Source organism: Pseudomonas sp. Pseusp15 (assembly GCF_059492165.1).
In genome coordinates this window covers 44,785-62,736 of the sequence record NZ_CP168523.1, presented here as the reverse complement: position 1 = coordinate 62,736, position 17,952 = coordinate 44,785, and the positions used below count along the sequence as shown (strand labels likewise).

Sequence of the window (17,952 nt, the reverse complement as noted above, 5' to 3'; positions counted from 1 at the left end):
AATGCCACAACTTCAACCAGGAATGGCACGCATCCGGGTCAAGGACCTGTGTTTGCGAACTTTCATCGGGATCAACGAGGACGAAATCCTCAACAAGCAGGATGTGCTGATCAACCTGACCATCCTGTATGCCGCTCAGGACGCCGTGCGTGACAACGACATCGATCACGCGCTGAACTACCGCACCATCACCAAGGCGATCATTGCCCACGTGGAAGGCAATCGCTTTGCCCTGCTCGAGCGCCTGACCCAGGAGCTGCTGGACCTGATCATGACCAACGAGTCGGTGCTGTATGCCGAAGTCGAAGTCGACAAGCCCCACGCCCTGCGCTTCGCCGAGTCGGTGTCGATTACCCTGGCTGCCAGCCGCTGACCGCGTCTGGCGTATCGCTCGCCAGGCTTTTATCATCCGCGCCACGATTTGATTGCACAGAGCCCATCATGAACGATCAACAACGCCTGGAACTTGAAGCCGCCGCCTTTCGCCGGCTGGTTGCCCACCTGGACAGCCGCAAGGACGTGCAGAACATCGACCTGATGAACCTCTCGGGTTTCTGCCGCAACTGCCTGTCCAAGTGGTACAAGGCCGCCGCTGACGAACGCCAGATCGACGTCAGCCTCGATGAAGCCCGCGAAGTGGTTTACGGCATGCCGTACGCCGAGTGGAAAGCCCAATACCAGAAAGAAGCCAGCGCCGACCAACAAGCGGCGTTCGCCAAAGGAAAACCCAATGAGTGATTTGAACACCCTGCGCGCCAGCCTCAAGAGTGGCGAACACGTTTTCGCCGACACCCTGGCGTTCATTGCCGCCGGTTATGACTACCAGCCCCAGGCTTTCAACAACGGTGGCGTGGAAAACGCAGCCGGGCAGAACGAAGGCTCGTGCAAGACACTGGGCCTGGCGCTGCTGGAAGGTCTGAGCGATGAAGAAGCGCTGTTGGCGTTTGGCGAGCATTATCGCTCGGTGGTAGCTACGCCCGAAGGCAGCGACCACGGCAATATCCGGGCGTTGATTGCCCATGGCTTGGCGGGTGTGAAGTTCGCTCAGCAGCCACTGACTCGTCGCTAAACCTGTGGCGAGGGGGCTTGCTCCCTCGCCACAGATTATGCGTCGCCATCGATCGGTATCAGGGCACATCCCGACTTTTAAGATTGACCCGGCAACTTTATTTCGTTTGCCGGACACCTCTGCTCGCGGCTTAGATAAAAAGAAGCATCCCTTCTTCAGAGTCAGCCATTCATGCGCAGCGAAACCATCAGTCAGTCGATTTCCATTGTTCACCCCATCAGTCTCAGCCACGGCAAAAATGCCGAAGTCTGGGACACCGATGGCAAGCGCTACATCGACTTTGTCGGGGGAATCGGCGTACTGAACCTCGGCCATTGCCATCCACGCATCGTCGAGGCCATTCGTGAACAAGCCACCCGCCTGACCCACTACGCGTTCAACGCGGCTCCCCATGTGCCTTACATCGAACTCATGGATCGCCTGGCCGCGTTTATTCCAGTGGATTACCCGGTCAGCGGCATGCTCACCAACAGCGGCGCGGAAGCGGCGGAAAACGCCCTGAAGATCGTCCGCGGCGCCACCGGCCGCACCGCGATCATTGCCTTTGACGGCGCCTTCCACGGCCGCACGCTGGCCACTCTCAACCTCAACGGCAAGGTCGCGCCTTACAAGCAGAAAGTCGGCGTGCTGCCGGGGCCGGTGTACCACCTGCCCTTCCCCAGCAAAGACAATGACGTGACCTGCGCCGAGGCCCTGAAGGCGATGGATCGGCTGTTCAGCGTCGAGATCGACGTGAATGACGTGGCCTGTTTTATCGTCGAACCGGTACAGGGCGAAGGCGGGTTTCTGGCGATGGATGTGAAATTCGCCCAGGCGCTGCGGCGTTTCTGTGATGACAAAGGCATTTTGCTGATTGCCGATGAAATCCAGTCCGGCTTCGGCCGCACCGGCCAGCGGTTTGCGTTTTCGCGACTGGGCATTGAGCCGGACCTGATCCTGCTGGGTAAAAGCATTGCCGGTGGCGTGCCGCTGGGTGCGGTTGTCGGGCGCAAGTCGCTAGTCGACAACTTGCCCAAGGGCGGATTGGGCGGCACCTACTCAGGCAATCCCATCGCCTGCGCCGCCGCGCTGGCGACCCTGGACGAAATGAGTGATGCACATCTGCATGCCTGGGGCACGCAGCAGGAAGAAGCGATTGTCAGCCGCTACGAAGCCTGGCGGGCACGCGGACTGTCACCGTATCTGGGCCGTTTGACCGGCGTGGGTGCGATGCGCGGCATCGAACTGATCAACGCCGACGGCACACCGGCTTCGGCGCAATTGACACAACTGCTGGCGCTGGCCCGAGACTCGGGCTTGCTGCTGATGCCCAGCGGCAAGTCGCGCCACATCATTCGGCTGCTCGCGCCATTGACCACTGAGGCCGCCGTGCTGGAAGAAGGGCTGGATATTCTTGAGGCGTGCCTGGCGAAATTGTCCTGAGGCAGAATCGTCTGCCCACAAAAAAACCGGCCGAAGCCGGTTTTTTTGTTTTCTAAGGAATCAGAACGAAACGTTCTGCAGGCCGTCGAGGTAACGCTCAGTGTCCAGTGCCGCCATGCAGCCGGCGCCGGCCGAGGTGATGGCTTGACGATAAACGTGGTCGGCCACGTCACCGGCAGCAAAGATACCTTCGACGCTGGTGGCAGTGGCGTTGCCGTCACGGCCGCCCTGTACAACCAGGTAGCCGTCTTTCAACGTCAGCTGACCTTCGAACAACGACGTGTTCGGGGTGTGGCCAATGGCGATGAACACGCCGTCGACTTTGATTTCGTCGAAGCTGCCATCGTTGTTCTTCAGGCGAGCACCGGTCACGCCCATGTTGTCGCCCAACACTTCGTCCAGGGTCGCGTTCAGCTTCAGGATGATCTTGCCTTCGGCAACCCGGGCATTGAGCTTGTCGATCAGGATCTTCTCGGCGCGGAACGTTTCGCGACGGTGAATCAGGGTCACGGTGCTGGCGATGTTGGCCAGGTACAGCGCTTCTTCGACAGCGGTATTACCGCCACCGACCACAGCCACTGGCTTGTTGCGATAGAAGAAACCGTCACAGGTCGCGCAGGCCGAAACGCCTTTGCCCATGAACGTTTCTTCCGACGGCAGGCCCAGGTAACGAGCGCTGGCACCGGTAGCGATGATCAGGGCGTCGCAGGTGTAAGTCGCGCTGTCGCCAATCAGGGTGTACGGCTTGGCAGCGAAGTCCACGGCATTGATGTGATCAAACACGATCTCGGTTTCAAAGCGCTCGGCGTGCTCTTTCATCCGTTCCATCAGCGCCGGGCCGGTCAGGCCGTGGACGTCGCCCGGCCAGTTGTCGACTTCGGTGGTGGTGGTCAGTTGACCGCCGGCTTGCATGCCGGTGATCAGCAGTGGCTTGAGGTTGGCACGGGCCGCATAGACAGCGGCGCTGTAACCGGCAGGGCCGGAACCGAGAATAATCACTCGCGAATGACGAACTTCAGACATGACCTGCTCCTGTTGACCGGCCCGAAACACTGGGCGCGGAACGCCGGATTGCCGGCGGGAATAAAAAAGGACCGCTGAAAGCACTTGGGGAAGGCTTGGGCTCGACAGTCCTGTAAAAGAATGGGTGCAGCGTATCGAGGGGGCGAAGATTAAGGAAATACGGTTTAACAATCCAGCTCATAGGCGGTCTCTATTCCGTTGCGGTGAATGTATAGACGCCTTTGTTACAGTTAATGTCGATGCCGCTACCGCGCTTTCGCACCTCAGGCAAAGCCGGTAAGGTCGGCGCGTTTCCCTCTTGTTCGGAGCACGTTATGCCCGCCCCCGTTCTGTCCGGCCCGCAATACCTGCGCGAAGGCCTCAATCTGGTCCTGAGCCCAAGTCTGCGTCTGTTCGTGTTGCTGCCGCTGGCGATCAACCTTGTGCTGTTCGTCGGATTGATCTATCTGGCCGGTCATCAGTTCAGCCTATGGGTCGATACGCTGATGCCGTCCCTGCCCGATTGGCTGAGCTTCCTCAGCTATATCCTCTGGCCGATATTCGTGGTGTTGGTGGTGTTGATGGTGTTCTTCACCTTCACAATGCTCGCCAACGTTATTGCCGCACCGTTCAACGGCTTCCTCGCGGAGAAAGTCGAAGTGGTGGTGCGCGGCACCGACGATTTCCCGACCTTCAGCTGGGGCGAACTGATCGCCATGATCCCCCGTACCCTGACCCGGGAAATGCGCAAGCTCGGCTACTTCCTGCCAAGGGCCATCGGGCTGTTCATCCTCTCCTTCATCCCGGTGGTGAACATCATTGCCGCACCGCTGTGGCTGCTGTTCGGGGTGTGGATGATGGCGATCCAATACATCGACTACCCGGCGGACAACCACAAGCTGGGCTGGAACGAGATGCTCGCCTGGCTGCGCAAGAAGCGCTGGCAGAGCATGAGTTTTGGCGGGATCGTTTATCTGGTGCTGCTGATTCCGGTGGTGAACATTTTGATGATGCCGGCGGCCGTGGCTGGTGCGACGCTGTTCTGGGTGCGTGAGCGTGGCGCGGAGAATCTGGTGGCGGAACGCAGTTAATCGCGTCATATATCCATCATCCCACCGTCACAATGACGACATGGCCTCAGCCGACACTGAGGTCATGACGACAGCTCTGCATATTACTCTGATCACCGAAACCTTCCCCCCGGAAATCAACGGCGTGGCCAATACCCTTGGCCGCTTGTTCGACGGTTTGCGCGCGCGCGGGCATCAGGTCGAGTTGGTGCGGCCACGTCAGGGCGGCGACCCGCTGACGGGCAGCAATGATGAGTTGCTGCTGTGTCGGGGCTGGCCGCTGCCGGGTTATCCCGGCCTGCAATGGGGCCAGTCGTCGATGCACAAGCTGCTGCGGCGCTGGAAGCGCCATCGCCCGGACGTGTTGTACATCGCCACCGAAGGACCGCTGGGGTTGTCGGCGTTACGCGCGGCACGACGTTTGGGGATTTCGGTGGTCAGCGGCTTTCATACCAATTTTCAGCAGTATTCCAGCCAGTATGGGCTCGGGTTGCTGACGCGCTTGCTGACCCACTACCTGCGCTGGTTTCACAATCGCTCGACCCTGACCCTGGTGCCCAGCGCCAGCCAGCGACTGGAGCTGGAGCGGCGCAGTTTCGAGCGTCTGGCGTTACTCTCTCGAGGCGTCGACAGCCAGTTGTTTCATCCGGTCAAACGACTGAAACCGCTGCGTGAGCAATGGGGACTGGCCGAGGATGACATCGCCTTCATCCACGTAGGACGCCTGGCCCAGGAGAAGAATCTTGGCCTGCTCAAGCGCAGTTTCGACGCGCTGAAAACCACTTATCCACAGCGCAACATGAAATTGATTGTGGTCGGTGACGGTCCGCAACGATCGACGCTGGAAAAGGAATTGCCCGAGGCGATTTTTTGCGGCTCACAACGCGGCGAAGCGCTGGCCAGTCACTATGCCTCGGGGGATGTGTTTCTGTTTCCGAGCCTGACCGAAACCTTCGGCAATGTGGTGCTTGAGGCATTGGCCTCAGGGCTGGGGGTGGTGGCGTACGATCAAGCTGCGGCGGCTCAGCATATTCGCCATGGCTATAACGGCGTATTGGCCATGCCCGGGGATGAACAGGCGTTCTGCGATGCGGCACGTTGGCTGCTGGAGGAGCGCGAAACCTTGCGCTGCATGCGGCTCAATGCCCGCCAGCATGCAAGCCGTCAGGGCTGGGCGGCGATTATCGAGCAGTTCGAGGGGCAGTTGCGGGGGGCTTGTGCGCAGGAACAAGTTCTATCCGATGCAGCGTTGTTACCTTAAAAGCTTCGCGGGCAAGCCTCGCCCTTGTAGGAGCGAGGCTTGCCCGCGAAAAGGCCTTTTCAGTCGCCATTTACACCAGCGTCATCAACGCATCACGGCTGAATGGCAGGATGTCCTGCTCACGACCGTCACGCACTTTCTGCGCCCAGTCCGGGTCCACCAACAACGCACGCCCCACCGCCACCAGGTCGAACTCATCGTTATTCAAACGTTCCAGCAGTTTTTCCAGGCTGGCCGGCTGTGCGATCTTGTCGGTGTTGACCATGAATTGCAGGAACTCGCCATCCAGGCCGACGCTGCCAACGGTGATGGTCGGCTTGCCGGTGAGCTTACGGGTCCAGCCGGCCAGGTTCAGTTCGGAACCGTCGAACTCCGGCTCCCAGAAACGGCGTGTCGAGCAGTGGAAAATATCCACGCCGGCGTCGGACAACGGCTTGAGAAATTCGCCCAACGCCTCTGACGTCTGCACCAGACGCGCGGTGTAGTCCTGCTGCTTCCACTGGGAGAAACGGAAGATGATCGGGAATCCCTCGCCGACTGCTGCACGCACCGCCTGAATCAATTCGATGGCGAAGCGCGAACGGTTGGCCAGGCTGCCACCGTATTCGTCGGTGCGCTGGTTGCTGCCTTCCCAGAAGAACTGGTCCACCAGATAACCATGGGCACCGTGGATTTCCACGCCGTCCATGCCGATGCTCTGGGCGTCTTTGGCGGCTTGGGCGAACGCAGCGATCACCTCCTGGATATCCTGCTGGGTCATGCCGTGAACCACGACCTGTCCGTCTTTCAGTTTTTCCGACGGACCATAACCCGGCACGCTGGCATCCGGCTCGGTGCCGATACGGCGCACGCTGCCCACATGCCACAGCTGCGGAACGATCTTGCCGCCTTCGGCATGCACTGCATCGACGACTTTTTTCCAGCCGGCCAGTGCGTCTTCACCGTAGAAGTGCGGCACGTTCGGGTAACCGTTGGAGGCCTTGTGACCGACCGTGGTGCCTTCGGTGATGATCAGGCCAACTCCGGCGGCAGCGCGGCGACGGTAGTATTCAATCACTTTGGAGTTGGGCACGCCGCCCGGCGAAAACGAGCGGGTCATCGGTGCCATGACGACGCGGGTCGGCAGTTCGAGAGCGCCGAGGTGAAAAGGCTTGAACAGGGCTTTGACAGGCATTGGACGCTCCACGGGACATAGGCTTTATGACGGCGATAATATGGAGGGCGCCCTGCCTTGAACAGCACTATTGATTTGAGTGATTAAGGATTAGAAACGAAAAGATCGCAGCCTTCGGCAGCTTCTACAGAGGAATGTGAATACCTGTAGCTGCCGAAGGCTGCGATCTTTTGATCTTGATCTGCGCTTTAACTCAGAGCTTTTTCAATCGCCTGGATAACAGAAGGATCATCCGGCGCCGTACGCGGCGAGAACCGCGCCAATACGCGACCGTCCTTGCCCAACAGGAATTTTTCGAAGTTCCAGGTGATGTCGCCCGGAAACTCCGCACCCTCGCCCGCCAGCAGGCGGTACAGCTGATGACGTTCGTGACCGTTGACTTCCAGCTTGCTGGACAACGGAAAGGTCACGCCATAGTTGAGGCTGCAGAACGCCTGGATTTCCTGCTCTGTGCCCGGTTCCTGCCCGGCAAACTGGTTGCACGGCAAGCCCAGCACGCTGAAACCCTTGCCCTTGTATTGCTGGTAGAGGTTTTCCAGAGCTGCGTACTGTGGGGTCAAGCCACATTTGGAGGCGACGTTGACCACCAGCACGACGTGCCCTTTGAAGGGCGCCAGAGGTAACTCCTGGCCATCCAAAGTTTTCAATGTAAGGTCGTGAAAAGCACTCATGACGGACTCCAAATTTCCCGTGTTCTTCTCGAAACAGCCACTTGGTCATGTCGCCAAGGACAGCCGCGGACTAAAAAGGCGCCCTCGGGCGCCTCTCCAGTTCTCGAAAGCTTAGCGCAGAAAATCAGTGGTGATGGCCACCTTCGCCATGGACGTGACCATGAGCGATTTCTTCCTGGCTGGCATCACGGATGGCAACGATCTTGACCTGGAAATTCAGGCGCTGACCGGCCAGCGGGTGGTTGCCGTCGACGGTGACATCGTCGCCGTCCAGATCGCGAATGGTGACGATCTGCATCTGGCCGTCCGGAGCGGAAGCGTGGAACTGCATGCCCACTTCCAGTTCATCGACGCCTTCGAACATGCTGCGGCTCAGGGTGCTGACCAGTTCGGCAGCGTATTCGCCGTAGGCATCTTCAGGTTCTACGGAGACTTTCAGTTCATCACCGACTGCTTTGCCTTCCAGCGCCTTCTCCAGGCCCGGAATGATGTTACCTGCGCCTTGCAGGTAGACCAGCGGCGCGCCGCCGGCGGAGCTGTCGATGACCTCACCAGCGTCGTTGGTCAGGGTATAGTCGATGGAGACAGCCTTATTGGCGGCGATCAGCATGGGGCGAGACCTTTTGCATAAGAAAGATGAATGTCCAAGTTTAGCGAAGCAATCGCCCGAAAGCGAACACAACCCAGACAAACGGGGTGCAATGAAAGCCTCGACCATTACAGGTTTTCATCAGGACGAGGACGGGCACTGGGTGGCCGAGCTGTCCTGCGGCCATACCCAACACCTGCGGCACCAGCCGCCGTGGCAATCCCGGGCCTGGGTGCTGGACCCTGCGCTGCGCAATGAAAAAATAGGCCAGCCCTTTGATTGCGGTTGGTGCGCACAAGGCTCGGTTAGCGATAACCTTGACCACTGAATATCGGTAGAACGCCAGCCATAGGCGTTCACCATTGCCATGCACCCTTAGAGAATCCGCATGCAAACTTTTTTTATCGCGCCCACCGATTTTGGTGTGGGTCTGACCTCCATCAGCCTCGGGCTGGTGCGTACCCTTGAGCGGGCCGGCCTCAAAGTCGGCTTTTTCAAACCGATTGCCCAACCGCACCCGGGCGACACCGGCCCTGAACGCTCCACCGAACTGGTGGCCCGCACCCACGGTTTGAAACCGCCTCAGCCATTGGGCCTGGCCCATGTCGAGCGGATGCTCGGCGACGGTCAGCTGGACGAATTGCTCGAAGAAATCATCACCCTTTACCAGCAAGCCGCTATCGGCAAGGACGTGCTGATTGTCGAAGGCATGGTCCCGACCCGCAGCGCCAGCTACGCCGCGCGGGTCAACCTGCACTTGGCCAAGAGCCTCGACGCCGACGTGATTCTGGTTTCGGCGCCGGAAAACGAAGTGCTGACCGAATTGTCCGGCCGGGTGGAATTGCAGGCGCAATTGTTCGGCGGGCCGAAGGATCCGAAAGTGCTGGGCGTGATCCTCAACAAGGTCAAGACCGACGAAAGCATGGACGTCTTCGCCTCGCGCCTGAGAGAGCACTCGCCGTTGCTGCGCAGTGGCGACTTCCGTCTGCTCGGCTGCATCCCGTTTCAACCGGAGCTGAACGCGCCGCGCACCCGTGACGTGGCCGAGTTGATGGGCGCTCAGGTGCTCAATGCCGGTGACTACGAAACCCGGCGCATGACCAAAATCATCATCTGCGCCCGCACCGTGCGCAACACCGTGGAACTGCTCAAGCCCGGCGTGCTGGTGGTGACCCCCGGCGATCGCGACGACATCATCCTCGCGGTCAGCCTCGCGGCGATGAACGGTGTGCCCCTGGCCGGCCTGCTGCTGACCAGCGACACCCTGCCCGACCCGCGCATCATGGAGCTGTGCCGAGGCGCCTTGCAGGCCGGTCTGCCGGTGTTGTCGGTGAGTACCGGTTCCTACGACACCGCCAACCAGTTGAACGGTTTGAACAAGGAAATCCCGATCGACGACCGCGAGCGCGCGGAGATCATCACCGATTTCGTCGCCAGCCACCTCGACGCCAACTGGCTGCACCAGCGCTGCGGCACACCACGGGAAATGCGCCTGTCGCCTGCAGTGTTCCGCTATCAACTGATCCAGCGTGCCCAGGCCGCCAACAAGCGCATCGTGTTGCCCGAGGGCAGCGAGCCGTTGACCGTCCAGGCCGCCGCGATCTGCCAGGCACGGGGCATCGCCCGTTGCGTGTTGCTGGCCAAGCCGGCAGACGTCGAGGCGGTCGCCCGCGCCCAAGGCATCGAGTTGCCACCGGGGCTGGAAATCCTCGACCCGGACCTGATCCGCGAGCGTTACGTCGAGCCGATGGTTGCGCTGCGCAAGACCAAAAGCCTCAACGCGCCGATGGCCGAGCAGCAACTGGAAGACACCGTGGTGATCGGCACCATGATGCTGGCGCTGGATGAAGTCGACGGGCTGGTGTCCGGGGTCATTCACTCCACCGCCAACACCATCCGCCCGGCCCTGCAACTGATCAAGACCGCGCCGGGTTGCACCCTGGTGTCGTCGGTATTCTTCATGCTGTTTCCCGAAGAAGTGCTGGTCTACGGCGACTGCGTGATGAACCCGCACCCGAGCGCCAGCGAACTGGCCGAGATCGCCTTGCAAAGCGCCGATTCGGCAGCGGCGTTCGGCATCACTCCGCGAGTGGCGATGATCAGCTACTCCAGCGGTGAATCGGCCAGCGGCGAAGAAGTCGAGAAGGTTCGCGAGGCCACCTTGCTCGCCCACGAACAGCAACACTCACTGCTGATCGACGGCCCGTTGCAATACGATGCCGCTGCCAACGAAACCGTGGCCCGGCAACTGGCGCCGAACAGTCAGGTGGCCGGTCGTGCCACGGTGTTCGTGTTCCCCGACCTGAACACCGGCAATACCACCCACAAAGCCGTGCAACGTAGCGCCGACTGCGTCAGCCTCGGGCCAATGCTGCAAGGCCTGCGCAAACCGGTGAACGACCTGCCGCGTGGCGCGCAAGTCGACGACATCGTGTACACCATCGCGTTGACCGCGATTCAAGCGGCCAACCGACCTATGGATATTTAAATGCTGGATTTTCTACCTGCACCCGTGCGCGGCGTGATCGCCTCGCTGCTGTTGGCGCTGAATACGATTCTGCTCTGCTCGTTTCTGTTCTGTGTGGCGCTGTTCAAAGTGTTGCCGTTCGCCCTCACCCAACGTTTCGCGCGCTGGCTGATGAGTCATACCCACGAAGCGTGGATCAGTAACAACAAGGGCTGGATGAATCTGGTTTGCCGCACACGCTGGCACCTCAGCGGCTTGCAAGACCTGGACTATCGGCACTCCTATCTGATCACCAGCAACCACCAGAGCTGGGTCGACATCATGGTGCTGCAGTACGTGCTCAACCGTCGCATCCGCCCGCTGAAGTTCTTCCTCAAACAGGAACTGATCTGGGTACCGGTGATTGGCCTGGCGTGGTGGGCGTTGGGTTTTCCGTTCATGAAGCGTTACTCCAAGGCCTATCTGGAAAAGCATCCGCAGAAGAAGGGCAAAGACCTGGAGACCACCCGCAAGACCTGCGACAAGTTCCGCAATAACCCGGTGGGGATTTTCAACTTCGTCGAAGGCACACGCTTTACCGAGGGCAAACACGCCCAGCAGGGTTCACCGTTCCGCTACCTGCTGAAGCCGAAAGCGGGCGGCATTGCCTTTGTGCTGGATGCCATGGGCGACCAGCTGGAAGCCATCGTCAACGTGACCATCCACTACCCGGCCGGGCGTCCAGGCTATTGGGATTTGCTCTGCGGCAATGTGAAGGATGTAGTGGTGCACTTTCAGGAGCTGAAGATTCCACCACAGTTCGTTGGCAAGAACTACGACCAGGACGGGGTGTATCGCCTGGAGTTTCAGGGGTGGATCAATCAGTTGTGGAATGACAAGGATGCGCTGTTGGGACAAATGCACCGGGAGTATCCAGTGAATTCTTGAGGTGCCCGCGAAAGTGTCCTCCCGGACACAAAAAAGTCCGCAGATGATCACTCATCTGCGGGCTTTTTGTTTTCAGCTAATGCTTAGATCGCGCCACGCTTGCGCAGCAGATCCAGCACTTGCTTGACGCTTTCTTCCAGCGACAGCGACTGGGTGTCGATCACCAGATCGGCATCCAGCGGCACGTCGTACGGGAAGGATTCGCCCGGGATGTTGTCGCCACCCGCCGCGTACAGACCTTGCGGATCACGCTCAGCGCAGACCGTCGGCGAGGCCTGGACGTAGACCGTCAGCAGACGCTCCTTGCCGATCAGGTCCTTGGCCTGCTCACGACCTTCGGCACTCGGGGCAACGAACGCCGCCAGTGTCAGCAGGCCGGCTTCGTTGAACTGACGCGCAACGTGCGCCGCACGACGCCAATTCTCGGTGCGCCCGGCGCGATCCTGCGGCAGACCTTTGTTCAGGTCATGACGCAGGTTCTGGCCATCGAGTACAAACACCGCGCGACCCATGTCGAACAGCTTGCGTTCAACCGCATACGCCAGGGTGCTTTTGCCAGCGCCCGACAGGCCGCTGAACAACACGGTGGCCGGTTGCTGACCGAAGCGCTGGGCGCGTTCTTCGGTGGCTACATGGGCCAGTTTGCCGTGGTGGGAGCTGCTGCCATGCGCCAGCGGCTGAGCGATGATCATGCCGGCCGCGACCGTGCCGTTGGTCAAACGGTCGATGACGATGAACGAACCCGTGGTGCGGTTGCTGTCGTAACCGTCCAGCGCAATGGCCGCGTCGAGGCTGATCTTGACCCGACCGATCTCGTTCAGCTGCAACGAGCTGGCAGGGCCTTCGGCCAAGGTGTTCACGTCCACGCGATTGACGATGCTGGTGATCGAGCCCGGCACGTAAGTCGTGGCGCGCTTGATGTCGTACTTCTTGCCCGGCAGCATCGGCTCTTCGGCCATCCACACCAGCATGGCGTCGAAGGCGTCGGTCACTTGCGGCTGGTTATCGGCGTGCACCAGCAAGTCGCCACGGGAAATGTCGATCTCGTCTTCCATGGTCAGCGTCACCGCTTGACCAGGACCGGCGTGCTCCAGCTCACCTTCGAAGGTGACAATGGATTTCACGCGGCTGCTCTTGCCCGACGGCAACACAACGACTTCGTCGCCCTTGTGCACGATGCCGCTGGCCAGGGTGCCGGCGAAACCACGGAAGTTCAGGTTCGGACGGTTGACGTACTGCACCGGGAAACGCAGATCGGTGTAGTTGCGGTCGCTGGCGATTTCGACGGTTTCAAGGATTTCCATCAGCGACTGGCCGGTGTACCACGGCGAGCGCTCGGACTTGTTCACCACGTTGTCGCCCTTGAGCGCGGACATCGGCACGAACGCCATGGTGCTCGGCTTGAACGCGATGCCTTCGGCGAACTTCAGGTAATCGGCCTTGATCGACTCAAATACGCTTTCGTCGAAGCCGTTGAGGTCCATCTTGTTGATGGCGACCACGATGTGCTTGATGCCCAGCAACGAGGCGATAAAGCTGTGGCGACGGGTCTGGGTCTGCACGCCGTAACGGGCGTCGACCAGGATGATCGCCAGGTCACAGGTGGATGCACCGGTGGCCATGTTGCGGGTGTACTGCTCATGGCCGGGGGTATCGGCGATGATGAATTTGCGCTTGGCGGTAGAGAAATAGCGGTAGGCGACATCGATGGTGATGCCCTGCTCACGCTCGGCCTGCAAGCCGTCGACCAGCAACGCCAGGTCGATGTCTTCGCCGGTGGTGCCGACTTTTTTCGAGTCGCGGGTAATGGCTTCCAGATGATCTTCGTAGATCATTTTGGAGTCGTGCAGCAGGCGCCCGATCAAGGTGCTCTTGCCGTCGTCGACGTTGCCACAAGTCAGAAAGCGCAGCATTTCCTTGCGTTCATGCTGGCCCAGGTAGGCGAGGATGTCCTCGCTGATCAAATCAGATGCGTGCGACATGACAACCCCTTAGAAATAACCCTGACGTTTCTTTTCTTCCATGGAACCGGCGCCATCGTGATCGATGACTCGGCCCTGGCGTTCGGAAGTTCGCGTCAGGAGCATTTCCTGAATGATGTCGGTCAGGCTGGTGGCCTCAGACTCGACAGCACCGGTCAACGGGTAGTCGCCCAGTGTACGGAAACGGACCTTCTTCTTGACGATGCGCGCCTTGTCTTCGTCGCTCAGGTGATTGAGCAGGCGTTCGTCGTCGATCATGATCCAGGTGCCGTTCATCTCGATGACATCACGCTCGGCTGCGAAATACAGCGGTACGATCGGGATGCCTTCCAGGTAGATGTACTGCCAGATGTCCAGTTCGGTCCAGTTCGACAACGGGAATACGCGGATCGATTCACCCTTGTTGACCTTGCCGTTGTAGACGTTCCACAGCTCCGGGCGCTGGTTTTTCGGGTCCCAGCGGTGCTTGCTGTCACGGAAGGAATACACGCGCTCTTTGGCACGGGACTTCTCTTCGTCGCGACGGGCGCCACCGAATGCGGCGTCGAAGCCGTACTTGTCGAGGGCCTGCTTGAGGCCTTCGGTCTTCATGATGTCGGTGTGCTTGGCACTGCCGTGGGTCAGCGGGTTGATACCCTGCGCAACACCCTCGGGGTTGACGTGTACCAGCAGGTCCAGGCCGAGCTCTTCGACCATGCGGTCGCGGAACGCGTACATTTCCTTGAACTTCCACTGGGTGTCGACGTGCATCACCGGAAACGGAAGTTTGCCCGGGAAGAATGCCTTGCGCGCAAGGTGCAGCATCACGGCGGAGTCTTTACCGACGGAGTACAGCATCACCGGGTTATCGAACTCGGCGGCGACCTCGCGGATGATGTGGATGCTTTCGGCCTCCAGCTGTTTCAGATGCGTCAGTTTGTCGACCATGGCTACTCACGAAAACGATCTTATGGACGGCCTGCGGGCCGTGTTCGAGCGGGGAATCCTAGCACAGCGCCCTCTTCTAATCAGGACGGCGGCTAGATCGAAAGGGTATATGAATATACCCCCTCGTTTGGGCTCCAGCCCTGTAGTCAAATCGGGTTCGGGCAATCGATGAAGATGTGCTCGAGGGCGAAACGTCGCGCCAGGTAATCACCCAAAGCCTGTACACCGTAACGCTCGGTGGCATGGTGGCCGGCGGCGATGAAACTGATGTCGTTTTCCCGGGCGCTGTGGAACGTCTGCTCGGAGGCCTCGCCGCTGAGGTACAGATCGACACCGGCCAACACCGCCTGGTCAATGTAACCCTGGCCACCACCGGTGCACCAGCCGACCCGACGAATCATCTCGCTGCCTTCGATCAGTAACGGCTCGCGCCCCATGACTTCCTGTACTCGGCGGGCGAAATCGCGGGGGGTCATCGGTTCGCTCAACGAGCCGACCAGGCCGACGATTTTCAGGTTGTCCGGATCCAGCGGGCCTTCGACGGTAATATCCAATTGCCGGGCAAGCTGTACGTTGTTGCCGACTTCAGGGTGCAGGTCCAGCGGCAAGTGATAGGACAGCAGGCTGATGTCGTGCTTGAGCAGGGTTTTCAACCGGCGCTGCTTCATGCCGGTGATGCACGGGTTCTCGCCTTTCCAGAAATAGCCGTGATGCACCAGCACCAGATCGGCCTGGGCCTCCACCGCGGCGTCCAGCAACGCCTGGCTGGCGGTGACACCGCTGACGATGCGCATTACTTGCGGCCGGCCTTCGACCTGCAAGCCGTTGGGGCAGTAATCGGCAATCTTCGCACTTGCCAGGTAACGGTCGGCTTCTTCGACCAGGGTGCTCAGGGCGACGGCCATAAAAGACTCCTAAATATCCCGTTCAGAGGCGCGCGCGGCCTCGTATAATGCGCGACATTATGGGCGGTCTCATACCGCCTGCAACCTCTCAGGACGTGCTTAATGCTCAAGGCGCTGCGTTTTTCCGGCTGGCCGCTGTTGGCCGGCGTGCTTGTCGCTCTACTGATTATTCAGCGTTACCCGCAGTGGGTCGGGCTGCCAAGCCTCGACGTCAATCTGCAACAAGCCCCGCAAACCCTTGGTGTGCAGCAGGGCCCGGTGTCCTATGCCGATGCGGTGACCACGGCTGCGCCGTCGGTGGTCAACCTTTACACCACCAAAGTGGTCAACAAACCCAGCCATCCGCTGTTTGAAGACCCGCAGTTCCGCCGCTTCTTCGGCGACAACTCGCCCAAGCAGAAGCGCATGGAGTCGAGCCTCGGTTCGGGCGTGATCATGAGCCCGGAAGGTTACCTGCTGACCAACAACCACGTGACCAGCGGTGCCGACCAGATCGTGGTGGCCCTCAAGGATGGTCGTGAAACCCTGGCCCGGGTCATCGGCAGCGACCCGGAAACCGACCTCGCGGTATTGAAGATCGACCTGAAAAACCTGCCGTCGATCACCGTCGGCCGTTCCGACAACCTGCGCATCGGCGACGTGGCCCTGGCCATCGGCAACCCGTTCGGCGTCGGCCAGACCGTGACCATGGGGATCATCAGCGCCACCGGGCGCAATCAGTTGGGCCTGAACAACTACGAAGACTTCATCCAGACCGATGCCGCGATCAACCCCGGCAACTCCGGCGGTGCACTGGTGGACGCCAACGGCAACCTGACCGGCATCAACACGGCAATCTTCTCCAAGTCCGGTGGCTCGCAAGGCATCGGCTTCGCGATCCCGGTCAAACTGGCGATGGAAGTGATGAAGTCGATCATCGAACACGGCCAGGTGATTCGCGGCTGGCTCGGCATCGAAGTGCAACCGTTGAGTCAGGAACTGGCGGAATCGTTTGGCCTGTCGGGACGCCCGGGAATTGTGGTCGCGGGGATTTTCCGTGACGGCCCGGCGCAAAAGGCCGGCCTGCAATTGGGCGACGTGATCCTCAGCATCGACGGTGAACCGGCTGGCGATGGTCGCAAGTCAATGAACCAGGTGGCGCGCATCAAACCGACCGACAAGGTCACGATTCAGGTGATGCGCAACGGTAAAGAACTCAAGCTCACCGCAGAAATCGGTCTGCGTCCGCCGCCGGCGCCGATCCAGGAAAAAGAAGAAGAGTAAGCGGGACCCTGTGGGAACGAGCAGCACCGCTCGCTTGTATGCTGGTACTTGAAGGGAGGAGGAGGGACAAGGCTCGATTCTGACTGTTGGCGCAGTACAGATCCGTGGGAGATTTCGCCCCTCCTCCTTTCACCCAAGCGCCGATAAAGAATGCATCTGGCTAGACCGACGATAGGAACAAGCCTGCGCCTCTGGGTGAGCCCTTCAAGTGCTCAAAACCATATCTCGGGGGGGTGTTCAATGGCAATGTCGGTTTCTGTTTCCAAGCCAATCGTGGGCGTGGATGTCGCCAAAAATGAACTGGTGATCTACCAGACCGAACTGGATCTGCTGGAGACGCTTCCCAATAACAAGCCAGCCATCAAGAAATGGCTGAAAGCCTTGCCGGAACCGGTCGACGTAGCAATTGAGTCGACCAATATCTATCACTTGGAATTCGCCGACCTGGCCCATGATGCCGGCTGCACGATTTACATGGTCGGTGGCTATGAACTAAGCCACTACCGCAAAGGTGTGAAGGTTCGCGCCAAAACCGACGCGCTGGATGCAAAGCTGCTCGCCCGTTATCTGAAAAACGAATATGAAGAGCTTCACCCATGGACTCCACCATCGCCGCTGTATCGTCAGCTCTTGAGCCTTTTCCGCCGGCGCGCCGCGCTGGTTCAGGCACGAGTTGGCCTGGTACAGAGCTGGGCAAGTGAGCCGCTGCTCAAAGCCGCTTTTGCCGAGCAAATAGCCTCAATGCAGAGGCTTGAAGTGCTGGTCGAGAAGATGATCAACGACCTCCTTAAAGAGGCCGGTTTACTTACCCATCTAAGGCGCTGCATGAAAGTTGAAGGCATAGGCTTTTTGACTGGAGCTCGCCTGATCGCGGCGTTTCAGCGGGGCGAGTTTAAAAACGCTGACGCATTCATCGCTTTTTTGGGGATGGATTTACGGGTTTCACAGTCGGGACAGAAGGACGGTCGCCGCAGTCTGACAAAACGAGGTGATCCGGAGGCGCGCCGACTTTTGCACAATGCAGCCATGTCGGCCAGCCGAACGGCAACCTGGAAAGGTTTTTATGAAGAGCAACGAGCTAAAGGGTTCAGCACCACTCAGGCACTGGTGATTCTGGCCCGTAAACTTGCTCGGGTCGTATTCGCACTACTGAAGGGGCAGAGCGAATACCAGCCGAAAGCAAGTTGAGGGTTTCCCCTCAACCATAGAATCTCCCACAGGAA

Annotated in this window: 18 protein-coding genes; 11 read left to right on the top strand and 7 right to left on the bottom strand. The window is 59.7% G+C overall.

Features of this window, described 5'->3' with window-relative positions; all coding sequences use genetic code 11:
* Position 1 precedes the first annotated feature (1 nt).
* The 4 genes from folX to ACEN8R_RS00300 all read left to right on the top strand — a co-directional run bounded on the left by folX (position 2) and on the right by ACEN8R_RS00300 (position 2,491).
* The gene (gene folX, locus ACEN8R_RS00315; protein WP_086944710.1) at positions 2 to 373 is read left to right on the top strand and encodes a dihydroneopterin triphosphate 2'-epimerase; all 372 of its coding nucleotides are present in this window, start codon (positions 2 to 4) and stop codon (positions 371 to 373) included.
* Positions 374 to 441: 68 nt separating this feature from the next.
* On the top strand, positions 442 to 738 hold the full coding sequence (locus ACEN8R_RS00310) for a DUF1244 domain-containing protein (RefSeq protein ID WP_018927179.1): 297 nt from the start codon (positions 442 to 444) through the stop codon (positions 736 to 738).
* Positions 731 to 1,069 (top strand): HopJ type III effector protein, encoded by a 339-nt coding sequence (locus ACEN8R_RS00305; RefSeq protein WP_018927180.1) that lies wholly within the window; start codon positions 731 to 733, stop codon positions 1,067 to 1,069. The genes ACEN8R_RS00310 and ACEN8R_RS00305 overlap by 8 nt, the downstream gene beginning before the upstream one ends.
* Before the next feature lie 171 nt (positions 1,070 to 1,240).
* Positions 1,241 to 2,491 carry a 2-aminoadipate transaminase gene (locus tag ACEN8R_RS00300; RefSeq protein WP_495624517.1) on the top strand — a complete coding sequence of 417 codons (1,251 nt, stop codon included), beginning with the start codon at positions 1,241 to 1,243 and terminating at the stop codon, positions 2,489 to 2,491.
* Positions 2,492 to 2,551: 60 nt separating this feature from the next.
* On the opposite strand, the gene trxB is transcribed toward ACEN8R_RS00300, so the two are convergent.
* Positions 2,552 to 3,514, bottom strand: coding sequence for a thioredoxin-disulfide reductase (gene trxB / locus ACEN8R_RS00295; protein ID WP_018927182.1), 963 nt, complete (start codon positions 3,512 to 3,514; stop codon positions 2,552 to 2,554).
* A 314-nt stretch (positions 3,515 to 3,828) separates the two neighbouring features.
* Between trxB and cysZ the strand changes: the two genes are divergently transcribed.
* Both cysZ and ACEN8R_RS00285 read left to right on the top strand, forming a co-directional pair.
* Entirely contained in the window at positions 3,829 to 4,584 is a 756-nt protein-coding gene (gene cysZ / locus ACEN8R_RS00290; RefSeq protein WP_018927183.1) for a sulfate transporter CysZ, read from the top strand.
* 40 nt (positions 4,585 to 4,624) lie between these two features.
* On the top strand, positions 4,625 to 5,824 hold the full coding sequence (locus tag ACEN8R_RS00285; protein ID WP_018927184.1) for a glycosyltransferase family 4 protein: 1,200 nt from the start codon (positions 4,625 to 4,627) through the stop codon (positions 5,822 to 5,824).
* 70 nt (positions 5,825 to 5,894) lie between these two features.
* Here the strand turns inward: ACEN8R_RS00285 and ACEN8R_RS00280 are convergent, their stop codons facing one another.
* The 3 genes from ACEN8R_RS00280 to ACEN8R_RS00270 all read right to left on the bottom strand — a co-directional run bounded on the left by ACEN8R_RS00280 (position 5,895) and on the right by ACEN8R_RS00270 (position 8,279).
* Positions 5,895 to 6,998, bottom strand: coding sequence for an NADH:flavin oxidoreductase (locus ACEN8R_RS00280; RefSeq protein WP_064620276.1), 1,104 nt, complete (start codon positions 6,996 to 6,998; stop codon positions 5,895 to 5,897).
* Positions 6,999 to 7,186: 188 nt separating this feature from the next.
* Positions 7,187 to 7,669, bottom strand: coding sequence for a glutathione peroxidase (locus tag ACEN8R_RS00275; protein ID WP_018927186.1), 483 nt, complete (start codon positions 7,667 to 7,669; stop codon positions 7,187 to 7,189).
* Between the two features lie 124 nt (positions 7,670 to 7,793).
* On the bottom strand, positions 7,794 to 8,279 hold the full coding sequence (locus ACEN8R_RS00270) for an FKBP-type peptidyl-prolyl cis-trans isomerase (RefSeq protein ID WP_064620281.1): 486 nt from the start codon (positions 8,277 to 8,279) through the stop codon (positions 7,794 to 7,796).
* Between ACEN8R_RS00270 and ACEN8R_RS00265 the strand changes: the two genes are divergently transcribed.
* From ACEN8R_RS00265 to yihG, 3 genes are read left to right on the top strand one after another with little or no spacing between them, the layout of a single operon-like run.
* Positions 8,248 to 8,586 (top strand): DUF3565 domain-containing protein, encoded by a 339-nt coding sequence (locus ACEN8R_RS00265; RefSeq protein WP_064621356.1) that lies wholly within the window; start codon positions 8,248 to 8,250, stop codon positions 8,584 to 8,586. The two genes, ACEN8R_RS00270 and ACEN8R_RS00265, sit on opposite strands and share 32 nt — an antisense overlap.
* A gap of 60 nt (positions 8,587 to 8,646) precedes the next feature.
* Positions 8,647 to 10,746, top strand: coding sequence for a phosphate acetyltransferase (gene pta / locus ACEN8R_RS00260; RefSeq protein ID WP_018927188.1), 2,100 nt, complete (start codon positions 8,647 to 8,649; stop codon positions 10,744 to 10,746).
* The gene (yihG, locus tag ACEN8R_RS00255; protein ID WP_495624516.1) at positions 10,747 to 11,652 is read left to right on the top strand and encodes a 1-acylglycerol-3-phosphate O-acyltransferase, YihG family; all 906 of its coding nucleotides are present in this window, start codon (positions 10,747 to 10,749) and stop codon (positions 11,650 to 11,652) included.
* Positions 11,653 to 11,735: 83 nt separating this feature from the next.
* Here yihG and cysN read toward each other — a convergent pair whose 3' ends face one another.
* The 3 genes from cysN to ACEN8R_RS00240 form a co-directional block, all read right to left on the bottom strand.
* Positions 11,736 to 13,634 (bottom strand): sulfate adenylyltransferase subunit CysN, encoded by a 1,899-nt coding sequence (gene cysN / locus ACEN8R_RS00250; RefSeq protein ID WP_018927190.1) that lies wholly within the window; start codon positions 13,632 to 13,634, stop codon positions 11,736 to 11,738.
* A 9-nt stretch (positions 13,635 to 13,643) separates the two neighbouring features.
* Entirely contained in the window at positions 13,644 to 14,561 is a 918-nt protein-coding gene (gene cysD, locus ACEN8R_RS00245) for a sulfate adenylyltransferase subunit CysD (protein WP_007941268.1), read from the bottom strand.
* Positions 14,562 to 14,707: 146 nt separating this feature from the next.
* Positions 14,708 to 15,466, bottom strand: coding sequence for a Nif3-like dinuclear metal center hexameric protein (locus tag ACEN8R_RS00240; protein WP_018927191.1), 759 nt, complete (start codon positions 15,464 to 15,466; stop codon positions 14,708 to 14,710).
* Between the two features lie 102 nt (positions 15,467 to 15,568).
* On the opposite strand from ACEN8R_RS00240, the gene algW reads away from it, so the two are divergent.
* Positions 15,569 to 16,729, top strand: a complete 1,161-nt coding sequence (gene algW, locus ACEN8R_RS00235; RefSeq protein WP_018927192.1) for a Do family serine endopeptidase AlgW — start codon at positions 15,569 to 15,571, stop codon at positions 16,727 to 16,729.
* A gap of 240 nt (positions 16,730 to 16,969) precedes the next feature.
* Positions 16,970 to 17,917, top strand: a complete 948-nt coding sequence (locus ACEN8R_RS00230) for an IS110 family transposase (RefSeq protein ID WP_495624416.1) — start codon at positions 16,970 to 16,972, stop codon at positions 17,915 to 17,917.
* Positions 17,918 to 17,952 lie beyond the last annotated feature (35 nt).

Excerpts from the sequence above, each read along its gene's own strand:
- folX (WP_086944710.1), top strand. The coding sequence starts at position 2 with ATGCCACAACTTCAACCAGGAATGGCACGCATCCGGGTCAAGGACCTG.
- ACEN8R_RS00310 (WP_018927179.1), top strand. The coding sequence starts at position 442 with ATGAACGATCAACAACGCCTGGAACTTGAAGCCGCCGCCTTTCGCCGG.
- ACEN8R_RS00305 (WP_018927180.1), top strand. The coding sequence starts at position 731 with ATGAGTGATTTGAACACCCTGCGCGCCAGCCTCAAGAGTGGCGAACAC.
- ACEN8R_RS00300 (WP_495624517.1), top strand. The coding sequence starts at position 1,241 with ATGCGCAGCGAAACCATCAGTCAGTCGATTTCCATTGTTCACCCCATC.
- trxB (WP_018927182.1), bottom strand. The coding sequence starts at position 3,514 with ATGTCTGAAGTTCGTCATTCGCGAGTGATTATTCTCGGTTCCGGCCCT.
- cysZ (WP_018927183.1), top strand. The coding sequence starts at position 3,829 with ATGCCCGCCCCCGTTCTGTCCGGCCCGCAATACCTGCGCGAAGGCCTC.
- ACEN8R_RS00285 (WP_018927184.1), top strand. The coding sequence starts at position 4,625 with ATGGCCTCAGCCGACACTGAGGTCATGACGACAGCTCTGCATATTACT.
- ACEN8R_RS00280 (WP_064620276.1), bottom strand. The coding sequence starts at position 6,998 with ATGCCTGTCAAAGCCCTGTTCAAGCCTTTTCACCTCGGCGCTCTCGAA.
- ACEN8R_RS00275 (WP_018927186.1), bottom strand. The coding sequence starts at position 7,669 with ATGAGTGCTTTTCACGACCTTACATTGAAAACTTTGGATGGCCAGGAG.
- ACEN8R_RS00265 (WP_064621356.1), top strand. The coding sequence starts at position 8,248 with ATGGAGACAGCCTTATTGGCGGCGATCAGCATGGGGCGAGACCTTTTG.
- ACEN8R_RS00270 (WP_064620281.1), bottom strand. The coding sequence starts at position 8,279 with ATGCTGATCGCCGCCAATAAGGCTGTCTCCATCGACTATACCCTGACC.
- pta (WP_018927188.1), top strand. The coding sequence starts at position 8,647 with ATGCAAACTTTTTTTATCGCGCCCACCGATTTTGGTGTGGGTCTGACC.
- yihG (WP_495624516.1), top strand. The coding sequence starts at position 10,747 with ATGCTGGATTTTCTACCTGCACCCGTGCGCGGCGTGATCGCCTCGCTG.
- cysN (WP_018927190.1), bottom strand. The coding sequence starts at position 13,634 with ATGTCGCACGCATCTGATTTGATCAGCGAGGACATCCTCGCCTACCTG.
- cysD (WP_007941268.1), bottom strand. The coding sequence starts at position 14,561 with ATGGTCGACAAACTGACGCATCTGAAACAGCTGGAGGCCGAAAGCATC.
- ACEN8R_RS00240 (WP_018927191.1), bottom strand. The coding sequence starts at position 15,466 with ATGGCCGTCGCCCTGAGCACCCTGGTCGAAGAAGCCGACCGTTACCTG.
- algW (WP_018927192.1), top strand. The coding sequence starts at position 15,569 with ATGCTCAAGGCGCTGCGTTTTTCCGGCTGGCCGCTGTTGGCCGGCGTG.
- ACEN8R_RS00230 (WP_495624416.1), top strand. The coding sequence starts at position 16,970 with ATGGCAATGTCGGTTTCTGTTTCCAAGCCAATCGTGGGCGTGGATGTC.